Here is a 20110-nt window from a genome sequence, read left to right on the forward strand (position 1 = left end):
TGACCAAGAGTTTGACCGTGCGGACCGGCTTCACACAACTCTGCTGACGGCGAAACGGGAGTCGATCAGGCGCTGCAAGGCGTCGGCGTCGAGGCCCGTCCCGAGTTCGTCGACCAGGTCGGACAGGTAGCCGTCGTCGTCCCGGCCGAGGTGGGACGCGACGAACGCCATGGCCTTCTCCTGGTCCCAGCCCGGTTCGGCCGACAGCCGCCTGGTGCCCAGCGCGACGGCGAGCGTCACGTAGAGCGGAGCCACGTCTGCGTCCATGCAGAGCGTGTAGGCGCCGAGTAGCCGGTCGCCCGGTTGCATCTTGCGGACGGGGTCGCGGCCGACCCGCGCCGTCGTGTCGCCCAGCCCAGGGTTTCGGAACCTGGCGAGGAGATCGTCGACGTGGCGCAGCAGCGGTGCGACCGGGGTGGCGTACGTTTGCGCCAAGGCACAGGCCGCCTCCACCATGGCGTTTCGGACGAAGTAGCGCAGGTCGAAGCGCTCTGCCGCCTCCCAGATGTAGGTGAGCCCAGCGGCCTCGCCGAGGTAGGCGAGCATCGCGTGGCCCATGTTGTGCAGGTACAACTTGCGGTCGGCGAACAGGTCGAAGGATTCCGAGACCGGCACGAGACCAGGGATCGCGGGCTGCTCCCCGACGAGCGCGGACGCCTCGTAAGGCAGGAACGAGTACGGCTCGACCCGCACGTCGGCCGGGTGGTCCGCGTCGGGCAGTTGGACCGGCACCATCCGTCCGATCGAGGTGCGAGCAAGCCCCACGGGCGCGAGCGCCGCGCCCGCCTGCTCGTCGATCAGTCGGCGCAGCACCGCGGGCGCATCGTGGAGGTTCTCGCAGACGAGCGCGTCGAGGCCTCCCCTGCCTGCCGAGCGTCGCGCGGCGAGCCCGAGGGCGAGCAGCCGTGCGACCGGCGGCAGGTTCTCGGCGCCGACGGCGGTCGCGACGAGGTCCGCCTCGACCAGCGCCGCCACGACGGCGTCCTCGTCGCCGAGCAGGAGTGCGGAGACACCGGTGATGGGCGTGATCCTCTCCCCTGCTGAGGACACCTCGATGAGCCGGTAGCCGCCGTCTGCGGCGAGCCGCCCGACGAGGCCCTCCGCGACGTCCACGAACACCACGCGCCAGCCGGCCTGGGCGCACAGCGCCCCCACGAAGCCGCGGCCGATGCCGCCCGCCCCGAAGACGACGGCCGTGCTCATGGGGCGCTTCCCAGCAGCGGGTCGCCCTGGATGCCGCGGCCCACGACCTGGGCGGCCCAGGTCGCGGCGGCCACCGGGTCGCGGCCGTCGAGCACCCCTGCGAGGAACGCCACCTTGAAGGTGTCGCCGGCCCCGTTCGATGAGACGAAGCGCTCCAGCGGCGCGGCGGGGACCCAGGCGCGACGGTCGGCCCAGGAGGAGGGGTCCGCGCCGATCGCGGCGGTGAAGGTCCGGATCCGCGCATCGTCGGCGGTCGCCAGGTAGGAGCCCTGCTCCCCCAGCGTGATCAGCACCACGGCGGCGCCGAGGGCCAGGAAGTCGTCGGCGGTCGACTCGACGAGGCCGGGTTCCGGCTCGAGCAGGGTGCCGCGGGCGCTGACGACGTCGTCCCAGCTCGGACAGAACAGGTCGACGTGCGGCAGCACGGTGGTGAAGTAGCCGTCCCAGTCGTAGCCGCGCAGCGGTGAGTTCTCGGCGCAGTAGGAGAGGTCGAGCGAGGTCGCCGAGCCTTGGGCGCGTGCCCGCTCGAAGAGCGCGACGGTGGGGGCACCTCCGTCGGCCGTCATGGCGGGGCAGAGCGTGGGGTAGCCGAAGTGGACGACGGTGGCGCCGACGAGTTCGCAGGTCCCGTCGAACTCGTCGTTTGCACCGGTGTGGTGCCAGATGCTGCGGTCCCGGTCGGGCGGCTGGACGATCACCGAGTACGAGGTGGCGGCGGTGCGGGAGCGGGTCAGCACGACCCCGCCCGGCGTGGTCTCCTCGAGCACGGAGGCGCAGATGTCGCCGAGCGCGTCGTCGCCGACCCGGCAGGCGACCACGGTCGCCCGGCCAAGCCCTGCCGCGGCGCGGGCGCCGTTGCCGACCGCGCCGCCGACCGAGATCCGGGGCGCGCCGATCTCCGAGAGGACGCCGGGTGTCAGCGACACTGGGGCCTCGATGCCGGGCGCGAGGTCGACGCATACGTGCCCGACGAGTTGGAGCTCGACGTCGCCCATCGCTACACGCCCTCGACCGTGACGGTGTGCCGGATGACGAGCTCCTCGCCGGCCTTCAGCGCGACGGTTGTCGGTGCGCCAGCGTCGCTGAGCGGGTTCGGCTGCGAGCAGATCGAGGTGCCGTAGTCGAACGCGGAGGTAACGGGCTCGATGCCGAGGCAGCGGTTCTCGCCGTTCCACGGCAGGTAGTCGCGGCCGCGGTTGCTCACCCACAGCAGCAGGTGCTTGAGGACCGAGGTGTCCCACGTGACCCGCACGCGGTAGCGCTCCTCGTGGTTGACGAGCGCGACCGTCGGTTCCTGCACGCCGACCAGCATCACGAGGTCCTCGCTCGCGCCCTGCCATGGCAGCCGTGTGAGGTCGACGGTCCCGTCGTGGGCGGGTGCCGCGGCGGGGTCGTCGAAGCGCTCCGCGGGCGTGAGCCGTGAGGAATCCTCCGGCTTGGCGGCTGGCGACTGCAGCCAGTCGGCGGCCGGGAGTTCCAGCGTCGCCGCTCCAGGGGTCTCCGGCAGCCGGAAGGTCGGGTGGAGGCCGAGCGGAAGAGAGGCGTCGACGCGCGTCAGGATGCGGTCCTCGAAGCTGATCTCGCCGTCGAGGCAGGCCACCACGCGGGTCACCCTCTCGACGGGGTCGCCGTCGGGGTAGGCGATGGACAGTTCGACGCGGTCCTCATCGAGGTGGACGACCTCCCAGTCGCCGTGCGAGCAGTGGCCGTGCGCATACTCGGTGGCGCCGTCCGGCTGCGCCGCCGGCCATCCCGGCAGGGGCGCGGCGGGCGTGATGCCGAACGGCGCGCAGACGAAGTCGCCCCGCAACTTGTCGAGCAGTCGCGACTCCGCGAACCCGTCCCAGCCTGCCCGGTAGAACGGGTCGACCCGGCGTCCGTCGACCGGGAACTCCCCGGTCGTCATGCCGCCCTGCAGTTGGACGACGGCGCGGGTGTTGCCGTGCGCGATGGAGACCTCTGCCATTGATTCCTCACCCTTCCTTGAGTCGAATGATCACGACCAGCGCGTGGGAGCCGTCCTCGTTGACGTAGACGTGCTCCCCCATGCCTGCCGGGATGATGCATGACTGGAACCGGTCGATCGTCGTCGACCAATCGGGGTTGGCAACGGACCGGACAGTCACCCGCTTCCCCTCCGCGAGGGTCGCGATGTGCATGAAGCGGCCTTCAGTGTCGTTGACCGCCTCGTGTTCCATGAAAACACGCTCGATGTGGAAGGGCATCTCGGGGAGGGATGTGTACTGGTCCTTGCGGAACTTTCCGTCGCCGTCGACGGTGATCGGCCGGGCCCTGTGGTGGGAGCGGACCCGGTTCTCGCGGATGAAGCGATGGTTGTCGAAGGAGTGCTTCGTGTGCATCTTCATGGGCTTGCCGGTCATCGTCTTCGTCTCGTCGTCCCACGTGGGCCTTGCGAAGTCGTAGGTGAAGAACGAGTACTCGGTGCCCGCGACGCTCGGGCCGGTGTCAAGTTCCAGGATCATCTGGTTGCCGCCGTGGCCGTGCGTGGTGCCGGGCGGGATGAGGAACAGGTCGCCGACGTTGGTGTCCCACCGGCTCACGTAGTCCTGCCAGTTGGGGATCTCCACCTGGTTCTCCGATGCGCGGCAGAGCCGCTCCCATTCCTCGAGGTCGGCGTCCTCCTTGTACCCCATCCAGGTGCTGGAGCCCTTGTAGGACTCGATGATGTAGTACGTCTCGTAGCGCCCGAGCGGCTCGTTGAAGTGTTCGCGGACGTAGTCGGTCGACGGGTGGTCGTGGATCGGCATGCTGGAGCGTTCGAACGGCACCGGCTTGGGGAAGTAGCCGTCGTCGAGCCACACCTGCAGCGGGAACAGGTCGGGGTAGGTGTCGTTGACGTGCTGGCCGACCAACTGCACTGGTCGCTGCATGATGTTCTGCGTCGGCATGTTGAGGTTCACGGGGCCGCCGAGGTCGACCAGGATGCTCAGTTCGATGCCTGCCAGTTCGTTCCAGGCGTTTGCCTCGAGGCCGGGAACGTCCCACAGGTCCTTGTACCGGTAGGCGCCCCACGGGCCAGGCTGCAGGATCTTGACCTGCTTGATGGGCCGCTTGACCAGTTCGTCGATGACGTGGTTGTAGACGTCGGTCGGCACCGCCACCAGCGCGTCGGAGTGCACCGCGCTCAGGTAGAGGTCCATCGTCTGGAAGGCCTGCTTCTTCTGCCGGTAGAGCAGGTAGAAGTCGTTGTAGTAGTACTTCTTCCAGGCGTAGTCGGGCGCCGGTTCGTCGGACCCGAACGGGACCAGTTCGCCTCCCCACATCTGCCACAGCATCGGTTGCATGGTGAAGTCGGCGTAGGCGCGTAGGTCGTAGGCGTCCTGCAGTTCGGCGACGCAGGCGCCGGGGCCGTAGACGATCAGCGCCTGTTCGCGCTCCGCGGTGAGTCGCTGCCTCAGGTCCTCGACGGCGCCCTGGTCGAGCAGGTCCTGCAGGGTTCCCTCCGAGTTGACCCACCCGAAGGACGGGTCGTCGGTCTCGTAGGTCGCCTGGTAGGTGGCGATCTCGTCCTGCGGCAGGTAGAGGCCTGCTGTGCTGACGGTCTCGGCCTCGATCCCGCGCTCGCTGAGCGCGGCGGTCAGGGCGCCGATCAGGGATCGCCAGTCGACGCCGTACCAGCCGTCGATGCCGACGCTGCCGCCCCGCTCGACGCGGTCGGCGAGGCCCGCGACGACGGCGTCGGTCCCGAAGGACACCTGGCCGCGTTGCTCGTCGCTGAGCGGAATGACGTTGAGTGCGTTGTCGTAGAACTCGTAGAGCGGCATCGTTGCCCCTTTCGAAGTGCCCGTCAGTCGATCGGGCTGGTGGTGGTGCGGGCGGATGCCGCCCACGCGGCGAGCCCTTTGTCGATGGGTGTGAACGCGTACATGGTCGCCTGGAACGCGTGGTAGAGGTCGGGTTTGCCCGGCCAGGTGTGCATCACGGGTCGGTTGTCGCGGTCGAGTTCGTGGAACCAGGCGCCCGTGTCCGGGTCGATGAAGTGGTCGCTGCAGTAGCGCCACATCTCGTGGTAGCGCTCGACGTAGCCGTCGTCCCCTGTGGTCAGGTACAGGTATCGGGCCGCGCCGATTCCCTCCGGGGGCTCCCAGAAGTAGCGCTCCTCGACGACGGGGGTGCCGTCCCAGTCGACGGTGTAGATGAAGCCTCCGCCGTCCATCCAGGCGTCCTGGAAGGCGCCCGCGAAGAGGCGTCGGGACGCCGCGTGCAGCCAGTCGTCGTCGCGGCCGAGGCCGTGGAGTTGCATCAGCAGTTTCGACCATTCGAGCCAGTGGCCGGGCTGCGATCCGTAGGGGCGGAAGGCGTGGCGCGGGTCGTCCCTGTTGAACCTGGGAAGCGGCCGCCAGGACTCGTCGAAGTGCTCGACGAGCCGCCACGAACCGTCGCTGTCGACCGCCGCGGGGCCCGCGATGCGTCGCGCGATCCGGGCCGCCCGGTCGAGAAGTTCGGGGTCGCCGGTCGCCTCGTGGGCCGCCAAGTACGCCTCTGTCAGGTGCATGTTGGCGTTCTGGCCGCGGTAGAGGTCGAGGACCTCGAAGCGGCGGTCGTACGCCTCGACGCATGCGCCGTCGTCCTCGCGCCAGTAGTGCCGGTCGATGACCTCGAGCGTGTGGTCGAGGAGAGCGCCGGCGCGATCGAACCCTGCCGTCTTCGCGGACGAGGCCGCAAGCAGCATGTGCGCCTGGCCGTAGAGTTCCTTCGCCTCGGACGGCTGGTCTCCCCCGACGGTGGCGTAGAAGCCGCCGTGTTCCTGGTCGCGGCCTGCACCGTCGAGATAGAAGTCCAGGCCGTGCTCGACGACCTCGTCCGCGCCGGGCCTGCCGAGCAGGTGCGCGATGGAGAAGCAGTGCAGCATCCTGGCCCCGAGCCACAGTTGGGCGCCCTGCGCGATGACCGGTTCGCCCGAGTGACCGAGATACGCGAAGCCCCCGCCAGGGATCCGGACGTTGGGCTGGTAGAAGTCCAGTAGCGCGGCACGCTGCCCGTCCAGCCACTCGAGATGCGCCGTGTCGGCAAAGGGATCGGCCATGTGGATCATCCTGCCGCTTCCGCGCGGCGGGCGCGGATGACGTTGATCATCACGGCGATGAGGACAAGCGCGCCGCGGACGACCTGCTGGAGGTAGGGGTTCATGCCGAGCAACACCATGCCGTTGAGCAGGATCGCGACGAAGAGCACGCCGATGAGCGTTCCCGAGACCGATCCCTTTCCTCCGGACATCGCCGTCCCGCCGATCACGGCCGCCGCGATCGCGTCGAACTCGAGGCCGTTGGCGATGGTGCTGTTGCCGGAGGACAACTGCGCCGTCTGGAGGAGGCCGGTGATGGCGGCGGTGAACGCGCTGATCGACATGACGATGACGCGCACCTTCATCACGTTAATGCCGGAGACCTCGGCGGCCTTTGCGTTGCCGCCGACGGCATAGACCGAGCGACCGAAGACGGTCGACTTGGCGATGAACGCGACGACGGCGAAGGCGATGACCAGATAGATGGCGGCCACCGGGATACCGAGGATCTTCCCGGTGCCCCAGTAGAAGAACTTGCTCGAGTCGATCGGGATCGGGAAGGTGTTGGTGACGAGCATCGCCGCGCCACGAAGCGCCAGGTAGAGGGCGAGCGTCCCGATGAAGGTCGGCACGTTGAAGTAGTGGCGGATCAGCCCGACGAACGCGCCGAACAGGACGGCGAGGATGATCGCGAGCAGGCAGGCGATCGCCATGTTCCAGCCCATGGTGCCGACCATGTATCCGACAAGCGACGACGTGAGGGCCGCCTGCGACCCGACGGACACGTCGATCTCGCCGGAGACGATCACCAGGGTCATGGCGAAGGCGACGATCCCGAAGAAGGCGGCCTGCTGCAAGACGTTGAGCAGGTTGCCGGTGGTGAGGAAGTTGGGGGCGAAGATCGACAGGACGATGAAGACGAGGATCAGGACACCGAGCAGGCCGGTGCCCTCCCAGGAGAGCGCCCGACGCAGGCCCCCGGACGTCTTCTCGGCAGTGGTGGCGGTCATGCGACGTGCCCTTCCTTTCCCTTCATGGCCAGCGCGAGCAACCGGTCGCTCGATGCCTCTGCGCCGGGAACTTCCTCCTGAAGTCGCCCGTCGCGAAGGACCAGCACCCGGTCGCAGACCTGGGTGAGCTCCTCCAGTTCGGAGGAGACGAAGACCGATGAGACCCCGGCGCTGGCGAGTTCCCTGATGAGTTCATAGATCTGGCCCTTGGCGTCGACGTCGACGCCGCGGGTGGGTTCGTCAAGCAGCAGCACTCGCATCTGACCCGCGAGGCATCTGCCGATCACGGCCTTCTGCTGGTTGCCGCCTGAGAGGTTGGCGATGGGTTGCTGGCCGCCGGAGGCCCGGATCCGCAACCGGTCGATCAACTCACGAACCGCCGCGCGCTCCTTGGGCGCGTCAATCAGCGGACCGCCGATGACCCGGGACCTCGCGGTGAGCATCATGTTCTCGCCGACGCCGAGGATGGGGACGATGCCGGACCTCTTCCTGTCCTCGGGCGTCATGGCGACGCCCCGGGCGAGCATCCGGCCGGGCGTGCGCGAAGCAACGACCGATCCAGCCACGCGCACGGTCCCGGTCACGTCGCGCCGGGTTCCAAAGATGCTCTCAAGTAGCTCGGTACGTCCCGACCCCAGGAGCCCCGCGATGCCGAGCACCTCTCCTTCTCGCAGCGCCAGGTCGACGCCGTCCAGAATTCCGGGGATCCTCAGATCCTCGACCTCCAACACGACGGTGCTGGACGGGTCACGAGGCTCTCGCCGCGCGCGTTCCTCGGCGGCAAGGCCCTCGGTGCCAGCGATCATCCTGGCGACCTCCTCGGTCGTGACGTCGACGACATTTCGCGTCGCGACCTCCTCACCGTCACGCAGGACGGTGAGGGTGTCGGCGACCGCCGGGATCTCGCGCATCCGGTGCGAGACATAGATGATGGCGACGCCTTGCCCGGCCAACCTGCGCAGGAGTGCAAGGAGTACATCCACCTCGGTGGTGTTGAGGGCGCTGGTCGGTTCGTCGAGGATCAGCACCTTCGGCTTGGCGAGCAGCGCCTTGGAGATCTCCACGAGCTGCTGTTGGGCGGTCGAGAGCCGACTGACGGGGCGCCCCGGGGGGAGCGTCACGCCAAGCAGGTCCATGGCCTCGACCGCCTGACGACGCACCTCGCGTCGGTCGACGATCCCGGCCCGTCGCGGCCACCGGCCCAACGTGATGTTCTCGGCGACCGAAAGTTCGGGAACCAGGGAGAACTCCTGGTGCACGACGGCGACGCCTCCCTGCTGTGCCTCGTGGGCGTTCGCCCACGCGACCAGCTGGCCGTCGAGGAACATCTCGCCGCCAGGCCGGTCCGGGGTCTCCACCCCCGACAGCAGCTTGACGAGGGTCGACTTGCCCGCGCCGTTCTTGCCGAGGAGGGCACGGACCTCGCCGCGCCGCAGCGTCAGGGTCGCCGCCTTCAGCGCGCGGACCCTTCCGTAGGTCTTGCTCAGTTCGCGGCATTCGAGGACGACGTCCGTGTCGGCTCCCATGTGCGGCCTCCTGTGGCGGGTTCGGTCAGCGGTTCAGGTATTCCTCGGTGGTGGTGAGGTCCTCGTGGCTGTAGGTGATGCCGGGGATGAGTTCCTCCACCGGGTCGTTCATCTCCCCCGCGATCGCCTTCTTGGCCATCTCGTAGGCCTTGGCCGCGGTGCTCTGCGGATCCTGGCCGGTCGTGGCCTGCAGCGAACCGTCCTTGACGAAGCCTGCGATCTGCTCGGAGATGTCGGTGCCGAACACGGCGACCTTGGCGCCGGACTGCTTTACGGCGGTCACGAGGCCGACGGTGCCACCCTCGTTGGAGCCCCAGACCACGTTGATGTTGGGGTTCGACGACAGCATATTGGTCGCGACCGGGGTCGCCTTGTCGGCGAGGTAGCCCTCCTGGTCGGCGGCGAAGTCGGCCTCGACTCCCGCGTCCTCGAGCGCCTTCTTGAAGCCCGCCTTGCGGAGCTTGCAGGTCTCGGCTGCCGAGTCGCAGTTGAGGATGCCGACGACGGCCTTGTTGCCGAGGTTGTCCTTGATGTACTTGGCGGCGACCTCACCGGTCGCGGTGCCGAGCGCCGTGTTGTCGGACTGCGCAGCGCCCTGCACGAGCTCGGGGTTGAGCGCCTCGCCGGTGCAGTTGCCGTAACAGATCATCGGGATGCCCGCGTCCTTGATGCTCTTCAGAGTTGCGATCGAGGAGTCGGCGCTGACGGGCTGGATCAGGATCGCGTCGACCTTGCGCTGGATCAGGTTCTGGACGCTCTGCGCCTCGGTTCCGGGGTCGTTGTTGGAGTTGACTGGGACAACGGTGCCTCCGTCGGCCTTGACGGCGTTCTCGAGCCCCGTCTGGATGTTCTTGAAGTAGTCGTCACCCTGGAGCATGACGAGTCCGATGGTCAGTGCCTTCGCCTCACCTCCTCCGCCTCCCGACGTCTCGCCTGGCGCGGGCGACTGCGCTCCACCCTGCGTCCCACAAGCGGTAACGGCGAGCGCGGCGGCGAGCAACACGCCGGCAAATACTGGCCTCTTGAACATGGCAAGTCTCCTTCGACTCGGCGCCGCGACTCTGCGGCACCTCCTGACCCGACACTAAGCCGTCCACCCCACGCTAGACAACGCTGTCTCCACCCCTTCGGCCATTTCGTTATCTTCTCGTTATATTGTCATCGCTCGACACTAGGCTGTCTGCCATGAACGAACTAGCCACCCGACATGCCGCCCTCGTCGACCGCTTCGGCTCCATCGCGGACGCGGTCACCGACTGGGACGCTCCCACCCCCGTTGCCGAATGGCAGGCCCGTGACGTTGTCACGCACCTGACGCAGTGGCTCCCCGGCATGCTGGCCGGGATGGGCGTCGATCTGCCCGTAGCCGAGGGCGATGATCCGGCCGCGCTGTGGCGCGAGCACTCCGCCAACGTCCAGGCACTCCTCGAGGACGACGAGCAGATGAGCCGCGTCGTCACCACGTCGTCCGGGGAGCAACCCCTGACGCAGGTCCTCGACAACTTTTACCTCGCAGACATCTTCATGCACTCCTGGGACCTGGCGAAGGCGTCCGGTCAGGACGCGGGCTGGAACTCCGACGTCGTCGCCGGCATGGTCGAGGGCATGACGCCGATGCGCGACATGCTTGCCGGCTCTGGCCAGTTCGGCGATCCGGTAGTCCTCGACGAGACACACACGCCCGAGGATCGCCTTGTGGCGCTGATCGGGCGCGACCCGAACTGGGCACCCACGGCCTGAAGACTGTGATGTCCGGGGCGCCTCATACGCGCCCCGGACATTGCGGCACCATTCAAACCGGCGCTGGAGCACATTTCCGGTAGCGACACGCCGCAATCTCCCGGACAGATCTCTGACTATCTGTCAAGCGCGACACGCCGCTCTGACAAGGGAGTTCACTTCGAGTTCATGCGTTTCCTTGCGGGTCTCCATGGGACCGTGTAGACATGTCATACGCGAACCACCAAGTGGAAACACCTAGTGGGGAGCGGAGGACAGCCACACCGACGTCCATCACCCGCAAGGGGCTCGCAAGGCGGCGAGCGAACGTTATGGCGGACACGTCCTCGATGGCGGCCACGCCTAACCGTTGTCACAATTGGATGGGCTGACGAAGTTCCCTCCCCAGCGGAGCAATCCGCGGGGCCGTCGAGACGAGACGGCGGAACGGACCACCCACCCTGACCCGAGGGATCGTCCCCTGAGGGTCACCGGATGGAAGGGTCCTTCTTCCTCCTTCCGGGGCTGCGGCCCACGGAGTCGCCTGGCAGGGCTGACGGAGGAATACCGGGACGTTCATCCAGATCGACGAGTTGCCAGCGTCGATCACCCTGTGGGGGCCCGAGCAACTCATACTTGCTCGGGCCCTCCCCTTTGTTGGCCGGGGAGGGATGGGCGTTGAGCAGTAATCGGGGTTCGATGCCGATGTGAACGTGCCACGACTCACGATTCGGCGTCGACCCCGCAATGCTGCTCAACGCCACCCCAGCCACGACCCCGGCGCCCGGCGACAGCACTAGGCTCGCGTCATGCACTTCAGTGAATACGACACCCGCGTCGGCGCGTACGCCCTCATCCTCGACGGCGATTCCGTGCTGCTGTCGTGGTGGACCGGCCAGTCGCACCCCGAGTGGGCGTCGTGGACGCTGCCCGGCGGCGGGGTCGAGTTCGGCGAGCAGATCGAGTCGGCCGTCGTGCGGGAGGTGTTCGAGGAGACCGGCTACCGGGTCGAACTCGACGAGTACCTGACCTCGCATTCGTTCGCGCAGTACGCGACCGAGGATCGCCGCCCCTTCGCGAGCGTGCGGATCGTGTTCGTCGCCCACATCGTCGGCGGTCAGCTCGGCACCATCGAGGTCGACGGCTCGACGGAGCGGGCAGAGTGGGTCCGCCTCGACCAGCTCGATGAGGCCGGCCCGCGTGTTGAACTGGTCGACATCGCGCTTGCGGCGCTCCGGCGTCGGGCGTGACCCGACTCACCACCGAGCGACTCACGCTGCGGCCCCACCAACTTCATGACAGCCAGGCGCTGGAGCGGATCCACGGCCAGGCGGAGGTGGCGCGCTATCTCACCGACCCGCCCTGGGACTCGGTGCTGGCACACAGGAAGGTAGTCGACCGGCTCGCGAAGGTAAGCCTCAGCTCGCCCGCCGACCGCGGGTTGAGCCGCGCCAAGGCGCGAAGCGCCGCAACGCCCGCCGACCGTGGGTTGAGCCGCGCCAAGGCGCGAAGCGCCGCAACGCCCGCCGACCGCGGGTTGAGCCGCGCCAAGGCGCGAAGCGCCGCAACGCGCGTCGAAACCAACCACACCCGCGCAGAGACCGAGCCAAGAGTCGACAAGTAGCGACAGACGCGACCGCCGAGCCGCCAGGCAGCGGACTCGGGACTGCGGACACCTCACGGGGTTTCGACCGATGTCGACCGCTCCGCGCCCGACATGGCTCAACCAGCGGGCCGCGGGTTGAGCCACGCCAAGGCGCGAAGCGCCGCAACGCGCGTCGAAACCAACAACACCGCGCAGTGACCCAGCCAAGAGTCGACAAGTAGCGACAGACGCGACCGCCGAGACGCCAGGCAGCGGACTCGGGACTGCGGAGACCTCACGAGGTTTCGACCGATGTCGACCGCTGCGCGCCCGACATGGCTCAACCAGCGGGCCGCGGGTTGAGCCACGCCAAGGCGCGAAGCGCGCGTCGAAACCGACGCAGGCAGGCAGGCACACCTGACCACAATCGGACCCCTCGACAAGCTCGGGGAACGGGTGGCGACAAGCTCCGGGTAGCGGCCCCCACAAGTTCGCCGAGCGACACCACCGGTCACTGAGCTTGTCGAAGCGTCCGCAACCGCCCACCCGACTCTCGGACCCCTCGACAAGCTCGGGGAACGACTGACGACAAGCTCGGGGAACGGCTAACGACACGCTCCAGGAGCGCCTCCCGACTAGCTCGCCGAACGACACCACCGCTCGCTGAGCTTGTCGAAGCGTCCGCAAACGACCCACCTGCCACTCGGACCCCTCGACAAGCTCGGGGAACGGCCGACCACAACCTCGGATAGCGGCTGTGGGAGGCAACGGACGCACGGAACTGGTTGGGCAGATCCGCGATCGCGCGGCTCAGCCGGCCAGGGCGACGATCTCGCTGGCCACGTCGTCGGGGCGCACCATGAAGTGCAGGTGTGCGCCCTGCATGGCCTTCCGCGCCCAACCCCATTCGCGGGCCGCCTCGAACTCCTCGCCGTAGGCCATCCCGAAGGCGAGATAGGCGTGCGGGCCGTCGACCCACCCGTCCGGAACCGTCAGCCGTGAGTTGAAGTAGTCGGCAGGCAACTGCGGGCAGGCCCGGTCGACCTTGCGGAACAGCTTCTCCGGGATGATCTCGTCGAAGGCCGAGCGCGGCCACCAGCGGGTCCACGGCTCGAGGCGACCACGCTTGTCGGTCAACCCATGGAGCATCTCCGTCAGCCGCCCGTTGGCCATCGGGAAGGTCCCCGACGTCGGGGGAAGCGACGCGTCCATGAACACGATCCGCTGGCCCTCCCCGCCACCAGCGGCGCCATCAGGCCGGCGTTGCTGTGCGGGGCGAGCACGTCGAACCCCGCGGACTTCGCCCTCCACTGCTCGACGAGCGTGGGCGCGCTCGGGTCCTTCGGCACCGACGCCAACTCGGCCCGTACCCCTTCGGCTGCGAGCGCCTCGACCAGTGGTCGGTAGACCATGCCCGGCAGCAGCGGGCTCGGGAGGATCAACACGGCGGTCATGTCCTGAGCGTACCGATCACTTCCTCGGCCCACGTTGACGGTGCCCGCACCACCGACCGTTCCTTGAGCATGTTTGGTTGCTCGTTGCGCGACACGCCGTGAAACCACGGCGTGTCACGCAACGACATACCAAACATGCTCAAGTCCCACCCCGGCCACAGCGGGTGGCGGGGCGGGCCTGGTATGCCAACCCCACCACGCTTGGCTAGCTGCTCAGCATGACCTGGCCGCCCGTCACGGGGACGGCCTGGCCGGTCTCGTACTCCTGCTCGATCAGGTAGTAGATGGCGCGCATCACGTCGGAGCCGTAGGTGCCGCGTCGCAGCGGGACCTTCGCCTCGTAGAACTCGCGCACCTCGTCGACGGTGGTCGCGCCGGGCACCTTGCCGGAGGCGAGGTACTGCACGAACAGGCCGCGGTCGGGATCGGACCAGAGCGGGCCGTCGTAGAAGTTGCCCGGGCAGATCGCGTTGACCTTGATGCCCTGCTCGACCAGTTCAAGCGCGAAGCTCTGGACGAGCCCGATGCCGCCGAACTTCGACCCGGCGTAGGCGCCGTTCTTGTTCGAGCCGACCAGCCCCGACTTCGAGTTGATCTGGATGATGTCGGTGGTCCAGTCGGGCGCGGTGCGCCGCTGGGCCGCGAGCAGGCGACCGAGGTGCTTGGTGATCAGGAAGAACGCCGTGTAGTTGATCTCCGTGGTCAGCCGGAAGTCGGCCGCCTCCTGCTCGAGGACGCTGCCCGCGCGGACAATACCCGCGTTGGAGACGACCAGGTCGAGCCCGCCGGTGGTCGCGGCGATCTGCGCCGCCATCGCCTCGACGGAGGCCTCGTCTGCCACGTTGACCGTGACGGCCGCGGTGTTCGGGCCCAGTTCGGCCGCGAGCTTGGCCGCGCCGTCGGCGTTCAGGTCGGCGATGTAGACGAACGCACCGGACGCGACGAGGCCCCGGACGATCTCGGCGCCGAAGCCCTGCGCGCCGCCCGTCACGACGGCGACCTTGCCCTGCACCACGCGGGCTCGGGCCGCGGCCGCCGAGGCGGCCGGGTCCTTGCCGTGCGGCAGCGGCTCGGGTGCTCCGACGGTCGACACCTTGTATCCGTAGCTCCGCCCGTCGACCTCAACCAGCCCCTGATTCTGAAGGGGTGCGGCAGCCAATGCCGCAGGCAGTTCGTCAACGCTCTCAACCTCGACCCACGAAGTGCCCCAGTCCCCTCCCTCAGGCGGGGCGATCGAAGCGAGCTCGCCGATCTGTTGCGCCTCGAGACCGGAATCAGCGTCCGGCAGCGCAGTCACAACGACAGGCACCCCGAGTCGACGCAGGTACTCGCCCCTGACCAGCGGTGCGATCTGTTCGATGCTCATGCCTGCCCCTTCAACTTCGCGACGGCCGCGTCGAGCGTCAGGTCGCCGTCGACGATCCCCTTGCCGAGTGCGCCGTAGGCGACGACGCGCTCCTTCAACGGCTTAGCCGCCAGCGGGCCGTCGGGCGCGAACAGGCCGAGCGACAGGTCGACGTTCGCCAACTGCTCGTGCGCGACCATCGCCCAGGTGGCGTCGTTGAGGTGCGACAGCTCGGGGCGCTGCAGTTCCTCGCAGTTGAACACCTGACGGGGCGTGTTGATGTCGACGCCCGAGACCTCGAGCAGGCCGAACTCGTCGGCCAGCTTCGCGATCCGCGCCATCTGCTCGGCCGTGTTGCGCGGCGGCATGTAGGTGATGGCGGGCATCCCGATGCGGCGCAGCTCGGCGAAGAGCTCCTCGAGGAAGTCGTCCTCGAACTTCTCCGCCTTCTTGTCGCCGGTGGGCGATGCGGTGACGTCGCCGAGGTAGGCGTAGCACGGGATCGCCCCGACCGACTTGGCCACGTCGATGACCTCTGCCATCGACGGGCACTCGCCGCCGTCCTCGGTGCGCTCGGGGACGATGTAGATCTGGCCCAGGAACTCGGCCTTCATGACGCCGAGCAGGTCGAACGTCAGGTGCGGGTTGTCCACATCCGAGAGCTGATCTGCGACCTTGTCGGACAGGTTCAGCCCGAGCTTCGCGAGCCCGTCGACAAGGGCCTGGCCGCGGCCGAAGCGGCCGATCAGCTTGTCCGCCATCGCCGCGAGCAGGTGCCGCTCGGTGACGGTGCCGCCGAAGAGGAACTGCGACCTCGCGACGATGTCGCGGTCCAGGTCGATCGGCTCGGCGCCGAGGCCCTCGAGGATGACGTTGGCCCGCTCGACCATGGCGCCCGTGCGACGCAGCCGCGCCTCGCGGATCGGCATCAGGTACTCGGCGACCAGGTCGCGCTTGTCCGCCGGGATGCCCTGCACCGTCATGTAGGCGATGCCCGCGGTGTCGGGGTTGTTGAGCTTGCGCTCGTGCAGCGGGGCGTTGCCCGAGGCGACCTCGTCGGCGGTGTTCAGGTAGACGCGGCACTCGAAGCCGGTGACGGCTCCCATGCCGAGCAGACGGGCGGCCTCGGCCATCTCCCCGGCGCCTGCCGCCGAGTCGTGGTCGACGGAGCCGACCACCATCAGGCCTGCCTCCCGTGCCCGGAGCGCGGCAGCGGCGGGCGTGTAGGGGCTGAAGCTGTAGATGGTGTGGACGTGGTTGTTGGACTCGGTCACGAACGGCGGAAACGAGGGCGAGCCCTGCAGGTAGTCCTGCAGGGCCGCCAAACGCTCCGCGGGCGAGATCGACGGGTCGTTGATCGCGTCACGCATGTGCTGGTTCCTCTCAGAGGCCTTCGCGGGACCGGCGCGCGAGTTCGGCGTCGGTCTGGTTGGACGAGGGGACGTGGTCCTTGAGCGGGAGGACCCGCTCGTGGATCGCGTCGATCAGCCACTCGGGCTGCGGGAAGAAGACCTTCTCAAGCTCGGCGGCGGGGGTGATCACGTTGCGGGAGCCGACCACCGTGACGGGGGCGTCGAGGTGATCGAAGGCGAGCGTCTGGATCTGCGACGCGACCGTGTGCAGGAAGGACCCGCGGTCGACGGCGTCGGAGGTCAGCACGAGTCGCCCGGTCTTCTTGACGGACTCGACGATCGGGTCGAGGTTCAGCGGGGCAACGAACCGCAGGTCGATGACCTCGGTCGAAACGCCGTACTTCTCCTCGAGGATGTCGGCCGCCTCGATCACGCGGTAGAGCGTGGGGCCGACGACGGCGATGGTCAGGTCGGTGCCCTCGCGGCGCACGACGGGCTCGCCCTCGGGAACCTCGTAGTAGCCCTCCGGCACGCCGCCCTCTTCGAACTGCTCCGCCACGTCGTAGAGGAGCTGGGACTCGAAGAACACCACCGGGTCGGTGCCGCGCAGCGCAAGGTTCATCATGCCCTTCGCGTCGTACGGGGTGGCCGGGTAGTAGACCTTCAGCCCGGGCATGTGCGCGACGAGCGCGGCCCAGTCCTGCGAGTGCTGGGCGCCGTACTTCGAGCCGACCGAGACGCGCATCACGAGCGGCATCTTCAGCAGGCCGGCCGACATGGCCTGCCACTTGGCGGCCTGGTTGAAGATCTCGTCGCCGGCGCGGCCGAGGAAGTCGCAGTACATCAGTTCGACGAGCGCGCGGCCGCCCGACAGGGCATAGCCGACGCCCGCGCCGATGATGGCGGCCTCGGAGATCGGCGAGTTGAACAGGCGGTGGTAGGGCAGCAGTTCGGTGAGGCCGCGGTAGACGGCGAACGCGCCGCCCCAGTCACGGTTCTCCTCGCCCCACGCCGCCATCGTCGGGTCGGTGGCGAAGCGGTGCGCGATCGCCTCGAACAGCGCGTCGCGGTAGGAGTAGGCCTTGACCTTCGAGACGGGCTTGCCGTTCTCGTCCTTCGCGGTGCGGATCTTGGACTTCAGCGACTTGACGCGGGCGTTCTCCTCGAGCGGCTGCAGCAGGTCGACCTCGGCGTCGGAGAGCTTCTCCTCGTTGCCGTTGGAGTAGATGACCGACTCGATGAAGTCGATGCCGACGCGAGGGCTCGACTCCTCGTCCTTGGTGGCCAGCGCGATCACCTTGGTGAGGCGGTCGTCGAACTTGGCCTGGATGTCGTCGACCTCGCCCTGCGAAAGCACCCCGTTCTCGACGAGGTAGCCGGCGTAGTTCTTCAGGCCGTCGTGCTGCTCCCACAGTTCGACCTCGTCGCGGCTGCGGTAGGACGACGCGTCGGAGGGCGAGTGGCCCGAGAAGCGGTAGGTGATCGTGTCGGTGAGGACGGGGCCCTTGCCGGACTCGAGGAGGCCGCGCTTGCGGTTGACGGCGTCGGCGACGGCCAGCGGGTTGAGGCCGTCGACGCGCTCGGCGTGCATGCCCTCGGGGTTCACGCCGAGGCCGACGCGGGCCAGGATGTCGTAGCCCATGGTCTCGCCGGAGGTCTGGCCGCCCATGCCGTAGAAGTTGTTGAAGAAGTTGAACCAGATCGGCGGGTTGCCCTGGACGCCGTCCTTCCACAGGGTGCGGAACTGGTCCATCGACGCAAAGCCCATGGCCTCCCACACGGGGCCACAGCCCATGGACGCGTCGCCGATGTTGGCGATCACGATGCCGTTCTCGCGGTTGATCCGCTTGAAGAGGGCCGAGCCGAGGGCGATGTCCGCGGAGCCGCCGACGATCGCGTTGTTGGGCATCGAGCCGAACGGCGCGAAGAAGGCGTGCATGGAGCCGCCGAGGCCGCGGTTGAAGCCTGCCTTGCGGGCGAAGGTCTCGGCGACCGTGCCGTAGAGGATGAAGTTCTCGGCGAGCTCGGTGAGGTTGTCGTAGCCGATCTGCTCGGCGAAGCCGAGGGTCTCGCCGTCGAGGAAGGTCTTCATGATCTCCTCGAGCTGGGCCTTGTCCAGCTTCCGGGAGGCCGAGTAGCACTTGGCGAGGATCTCGCCGTGGCTGCGGTGCGAGCCGAAGAGGAAGTCCTCGGGGTCGAGCTGCGAGGCCTGGCCGACGACGGCCGACTCCTGCCCGATCGACAGGTGCGCGGGGCCGCGGTGGTTGTACTCGACGCCGTTCCAGGCGCCGGTGGTCTTGATCGAGTTGAGCATCGTCTCGAACTGACGCACGGCGATCATGTCGTGCAGGATGTCGACGAGGCCCTCCTTGCCGTAGGTCTCCAGCTCGCGCTCGAAGTTCGGCTCGTAGGCGTTGACCGGAATCTCGGGTGCCGTGATGACCGAACGAGCGCGTACGTTGCTCGGGTCAACGATGAGATTGCGTGGCATTTTCGGTGATTCTCCTTGCTTCTCCGCTCAGGCCTTGACGGCCCATGCGGCCTCTCGGATGAGTTCGCTGACGGTGGGGTGGGGGAACACGACCTGGCGCAGGTCGATGACGTTGAGTTCGGTCTCGAGCACGACGGAGGCGCCCCAGATCATCTCGGAGGCGTAGCTGCCGAGCACGGTGAGGCCGAGCACCTGCAGGGTGTCGGCGTCGTAGACGAGCTTGGCCGCGCCGGGTGCCTTGACGCCGTTCTCGGCGACGAAGCGGCCGGACAGGTAGCCGGGGACGGTGACCGCCTTGGCGTTGATGCCCGCGGCCTTCGCGGAGGCCTCGGTGTGGCCGATGCCCGCGGCCTCGGGATTGGTGTACACGGCCCACGGGATGGTGTTCCAGCGCATCACCTCGCCCTTGCGGTGGGCTTCGGCGTCGAGGATGTTCGCGACGGCGATCTCGCCCATCCGGTAGGCGGCGTGGGCGAGCAGCGAGCGCCCGGTCACGTCACCGACGGCCCACACGTTGGGCAGGTTGGTGCGCATCCGGTCGTCGACGACGACGCCCTTGCCGGAGACCTCGAGGCCCGAGTTCTCGGCTCCCCAGCCCTGGACGGCGGGGCGGCGTCCGACGGCCATCAAAACCTCGTCGGAGTCGACGGAGTTCTCGGCGCCGTCGGCGGTGGTGAACTTGACGGTTCCGCCGTCGATCGCGGTGACCTTGCAGTTCAGGTTGAACGTGACGCCGGCCAGCGCCTTGCGGAGTTGGGCCGCGACGTCGGCGTCCATGAACGGGGCGATCTCGGGGAGCATCTCGATGACGGTGACCTCGGAGCCGAGCATCGCGAAGAGGCTTGCGAACTCCAGGCCGATGACGCCGCCGCCGATGACGGTGAGCCTCGAGGGGATCTGCTCGACCGAGAGCATCCCGGTCGAGTCGATCACGCGGGGGTTGTCCTGCGCGCCGGGGATGGGCGGCATCACGGGGACCGAGCCGGTCGCCAGGATGACGTGCTCGCCGGTGTAGGTGGTGCCGTCGACGGTGACCTTGCCGGGCCCGTCGAAGGTGCCGTAGCCCTTGACGACGGTGACGCCCGCCTTCTTCTCGGCCGCGCCGACGCCTCCGACGAGCGTGGCGACCGTCTGGTCCTTCCACTTCTGCATCTGCGTCCAGTCGACCGTGACGTCGCCCGCGTTGACGCCCAACTGGGCGCCGTGCAGCGCGTGCTCGTAGGTCTTGGCGGCGTTCAGCAGCGCCTTGGTGGGGATGCAGCCGACGTTGAGGCAGGTGCCGCCGAGGGAGTCGCCCTCGATCAGGAGCACGTTCTTCTTGGCGTGTCCGAGGCGTTCCGCGGCGATGTATCCGCCGGGGCCGCCGCCGAGCACGATGACGTCATAGTCACTCATGATT

General features: G+C 68.2%; 17 protein-coding genes. 3 read left to right on the forward strand and 14 right to left on the reverse strand.

The window, feature by feature from the left end; all coding sequences use genetic code 11:
- Positions 1 to 30: 30 nt before the first annotated feature.
- From BW730_RS11920 to BW730_RS11950, 8 genes are read right to left on the reverse strand one after another with little or no spacing between them, the layout of a single operon-like run.
- Entirely contained in the window at positions 31 to 1203 is a 1173-nt protein-coding gene (locus BW730_RS11920; protein WP_077686428.1) for a mannitol dehydrogenase family protein, read from the reverse strand.
- Complete coding sequence (locus BW730_RS11925; protein WP_158522642.1) at positions 1200 to 2198, reverse strand: carbohydrate kinase family protein; 999 nt, start codon at positions 2196 to 2198, stop codon at positions 1200 to 1202. Before BW730_RS11925 ends, BW730_RS11920 begins: the two co-directional genes overlap by 4 nt.
- A gap of 2 nt (positions 2199 to 2200) precedes the next feature.
- On the reverse strand, positions 2201 to 3169 hold the full coding sequence (locus BW730_RS18605; protein WP_158522644.1) for an aldose epimerase family protein: 969 nt from the start codon (positions 3167 to 3169) through the stop codon (positions 2201 to 2203).
- 7 nt (positions 3170 to 3176) lie between these two features.
- On the reverse strand, positions 3177 to 4988 hold the full coding sequence (locus tag BW730_RS11930; RefSeq protein WP_077686430.1) for a cupin domain-containing protein: 1812 nt from the start codon (positions 4986 to 4988) through the stop codon (positions 3177 to 3179).
- 23 nt (positions 4989 to 5011) lie between these two features.
- Complete coding sequence (locus BW730_RS11935) at positions 5012 to 6250, reverse strand: AGE family epimerase/isomerase (RefSeq protein ID WP_226996766.1); 1239 nt, start codon at positions 6248 to 6250, stop codon at positions 5012 to 5014.
- Positions 6251 to 6255: 5 nt separating this feature from the next.
- Positions 6256 to 7239 carry an ABC transporter permease gene (locus BW730_RS11940; RefSeq protein WP_077686432.1) on the reverse strand — a complete coding sequence of 328 codons (984 nt, stop codon included), beginning with the start codon at positions 7237 to 7239 and terminating at the stop codon, positions 6256 to 6258.
- Positions 7236 to 8765, reverse strand: coding sequence for a sugar ABC transporter ATP-binding protein (locus BW730_RS11945; protein ID WP_077686433.1), 1530 nt, complete (start codon positions 8763 to 8765; stop codon positions 7236 to 7238). The genes BW730_RS11940 and BW730_RS11945 overlap by 4 nt, the downstream gene beginning before the upstream one ends.
- Before the next feature lie 25 nt (positions 8766 to 8790).
- Positions 8791 to 9795, reverse strand: a complete 1005-nt coding sequence (locus BW730_RS11950; RefSeq protein ID WP_077686434.1) for a substrate-binding domain-containing protein — start codon at positions 9793 to 9795, stop codon at positions 8791 to 8793.
- 155 nt (positions 9796 to 9950) lie between these two features.
- Here BW730_RS11950 and BW730_RS11955 point away from each other — a divergent pair, with 155 nt between their 5' ends.
- The 3 genes from BW730_RS11955 (at position 9951) to BW730_RS11965 (ending at position 12108) form a co-directional block, all read left to right on the forward strand.
- Entirely contained in the window at positions 9951 to 10505 is a 555-nt protein-coding gene (locus BW730_RS11955) for a maleylpyruvate isomerase N-terminal domain-containing protein (protein WP_077686435.1), read from the forward strand.
- 788 nt (positions 10506 to 11293) lie between these two features.
- Complete coding sequence (locus BW730_RS11960) at positions 11294 to 11734, forward strand: NUDIX hydrolase (RefSeq protein WP_077686436.1); 441 nt, start codon at positions 11294 to 11296, stop codon at positions 11732 to 11734.
- Positions 11731 to 12108, forward strand: coding sequence for a GNAT family N-acetyltransferase (locus BW730_RS11965; protein ID WP_077686437.1), 378 nt, complete (start codon positions 11731 to 11733; stop codon positions 12106 to 12108). Before BW730_RS11960 ends, BW730_RS11965 begins: the two co-directional genes overlap by 4 nt.
- A gap of 771 nt (positions 12109 to 12879) precedes the next feature.
- Here BW730_RS11965 and BW730_RS11970 read toward each other — a convergent pair.
- The 6 genes from BW730_RS11970 to lpdA all read right to left on the reverse strand — a co-directional run bounded on the left by BW730_RS11970 (position 12880) and on the right by lpdA (position 20106).
- Positions 12880 to 13206, reverse strand: coding sequence for a hypothetical protein (locus BW730_RS11970; protein WP_145952836.1), 327 nt, complete (start codon positions 13204 to 13206; stop codon positions 12880 to 12882).
- A 17-nt stretch (positions 13207 to 13223) separates the two neighbouring features.
- Positions 13224 to 13523: a hypothetical protein gene (locus BW730_RS11975; RefSeq protein WP_077686439.1), complete on the reverse strand. Its 300-nt coding sequence runs from the start codon at positions 13521 to 13523 to the stop codon at positions 13224 to 13226.
- Between the two features lie 205 nt (positions 13524 to 13728).
- Positions 13729 to 14889 carry an SDR family NAD(P)-dependent oxidoreductase gene (locus tag BW730_RS11980; RefSeq protein WP_077686440.1) on the reverse strand — a complete coding sequence of 387 codons (1161 nt, stop codon included), beginning with the start codon at positions 14887 to 14889 and terminating at the stop codon, positions 13729 to 13731.
- Positions 14886 to 16238: a PHP domain-containing protein gene (locus BW730_RS11985; RefSeq protein WP_077686441.1), complete on the reverse strand. Its 1353-nt coding sequence runs from the start codon at positions 16236 to 16238 to the stop codon at positions 14886 to 14888. Before BW730_RS11985 ends, BW730_RS11980 begins: the two co-directional genes overlap by 4 nt.
- Positions 16239 to 16251: 13 nt before the next feature.
- Positions 16252 to 18711, reverse strand: coding sequence for an alpha-ketoacid dehydrogenase subunit alpha/beta (locus tag BW730_RS11990; protein ID WP_077686442.1), 2460 nt, complete (start codon positions 18709 to 18711; stop codon positions 16252 to 16254).
- Between the two features lie 27 nt (positions 18712 to 18738).
- Positions 18739 to 20106, reverse strand: coding sequence for a dihydrolipoyl dehydrogenase (gene lpdA, locus BW730_RS11995; protein WP_077686443.1), 1368 nt, complete (start codon positions 20104 to 20106; stop codon positions 18739 to 18741).
- Positions 20107 to 20110: the final 4 nt, after the last annotated feature.

This window comes from Tessaracoccus aquimaris, assembly GCF_001997345.1.
Classification (GTDB): domain Bacteria; phylum Actinomycetota; class Actinomycetes; order Propionibacteriales; family Propionibacteriaceae; genus Arachnia; species Arachnia aquimaris.

Bases quoted from the DNA above. Each gene is read 5' to 3' on its own strand.
- BW730_RS11920 (WP_077686428.1), bottom strand. From the start codon at position 1,203: ATGAGCACGGCCGTCGTCTTCGGGGCGGGCGGCATCGGCCGCGGCTTC.
- BW730_RS11925 (WP_158522642.1), bottom strand. From the start codon at position 2,198: ATGGGCGACGTCGAGCTCCAACTCGTCGGGCACGTATGCGTCGACCTC.
- BW730_RS18605 (WP_158522644.1), bottom strand. From the start codon at position 3,169: ATGGCAGAGGTCTCCATCGCGCACGGCAACACCCGCGCCGTCGTCCAA.
- BW730_RS11930 (WP_077686430.1), bottom strand. From the start codon at position 4,988: ATGCCGCTCTACGAGTTCTACGACAACGCACTCAACGTCATTCCGCTC.
- BW730_RS11935 (WP_226996766.1), bottom strand. From the start codon at position 6,250: ATGGCCGATCCCTTTGCCGACACGGCGCATCTCGAGTGGCTGGACGGG.
- BW730_RS11940 (WP_077686432.1), bottom strand. From the start codon at position 7,239: ATGACCGCCACCACTGCCGAGAAGACGTCCGGGGGCCTGCGTCGGGCG.
- BW730_RS11945 (WP_077686433.1), bottom strand. From the start codon at position 8,765: ATGGGAGCCGACACGGACGTCGTCCTCGAATGCCGCGAACTGAGCAAG.
- BW730_RS11950 (WP_077686434.1), bottom strand. From the start codon at position 9,795: ATGTTCAAGAGGCCAGTATTTGCCGGCGTGTTGCTCGCCGCCGCGCTC.
- BW730_RS11955 (WP_077686435.1), top strand. From the start codon at position 9,951: ATGAACGAACTAGCCACCCGACATGCCGCCCTCGTCGACCGCTTCGGC.
- BW730_RS11960 (WP_077686436.1), top strand. From the start codon at position 11,294: ATGCACTTCAGTGAATACGACACCCGCGTCGGCGCGTACGCCCTCATC.
- BW730_RS11975 (WP_077686439.1), bottom strand. From the start codon at position 13,523: ATGACCGCCGTGTTGATCCTCCCGAGCCCGCTGCTGCCGGGCATGGTC.
- BW730_RS11980 (WP_077686440.1), bottom strand. From the start codon at position 14,889: ATGAGCATCGAACAGATCGCACCGCTGGTCAGGGGCGAGTACCTGCGT.
- BW730_RS11985 (WP_077686441.1), bottom strand. From the start codon at position 16,238: ATGCGTGACGCGATCAACGACCCGTCGATCTCGCCCGCGGAGCGTTTG.
- BW730_RS11990 (WP_077686442.1), bottom strand. From the start codon at position 18,711: ATGCCACGCAATCTCATCGTTGACCCGAGCAACGTACGCGCTCGTTCG.
- lpdA (WP_077686443.1), bottom strand. From the start codon at position 20,106: ATGAGTGACTATGACGTCATCGTGCTCGGCGGCGGCCCCGGCGGATAC.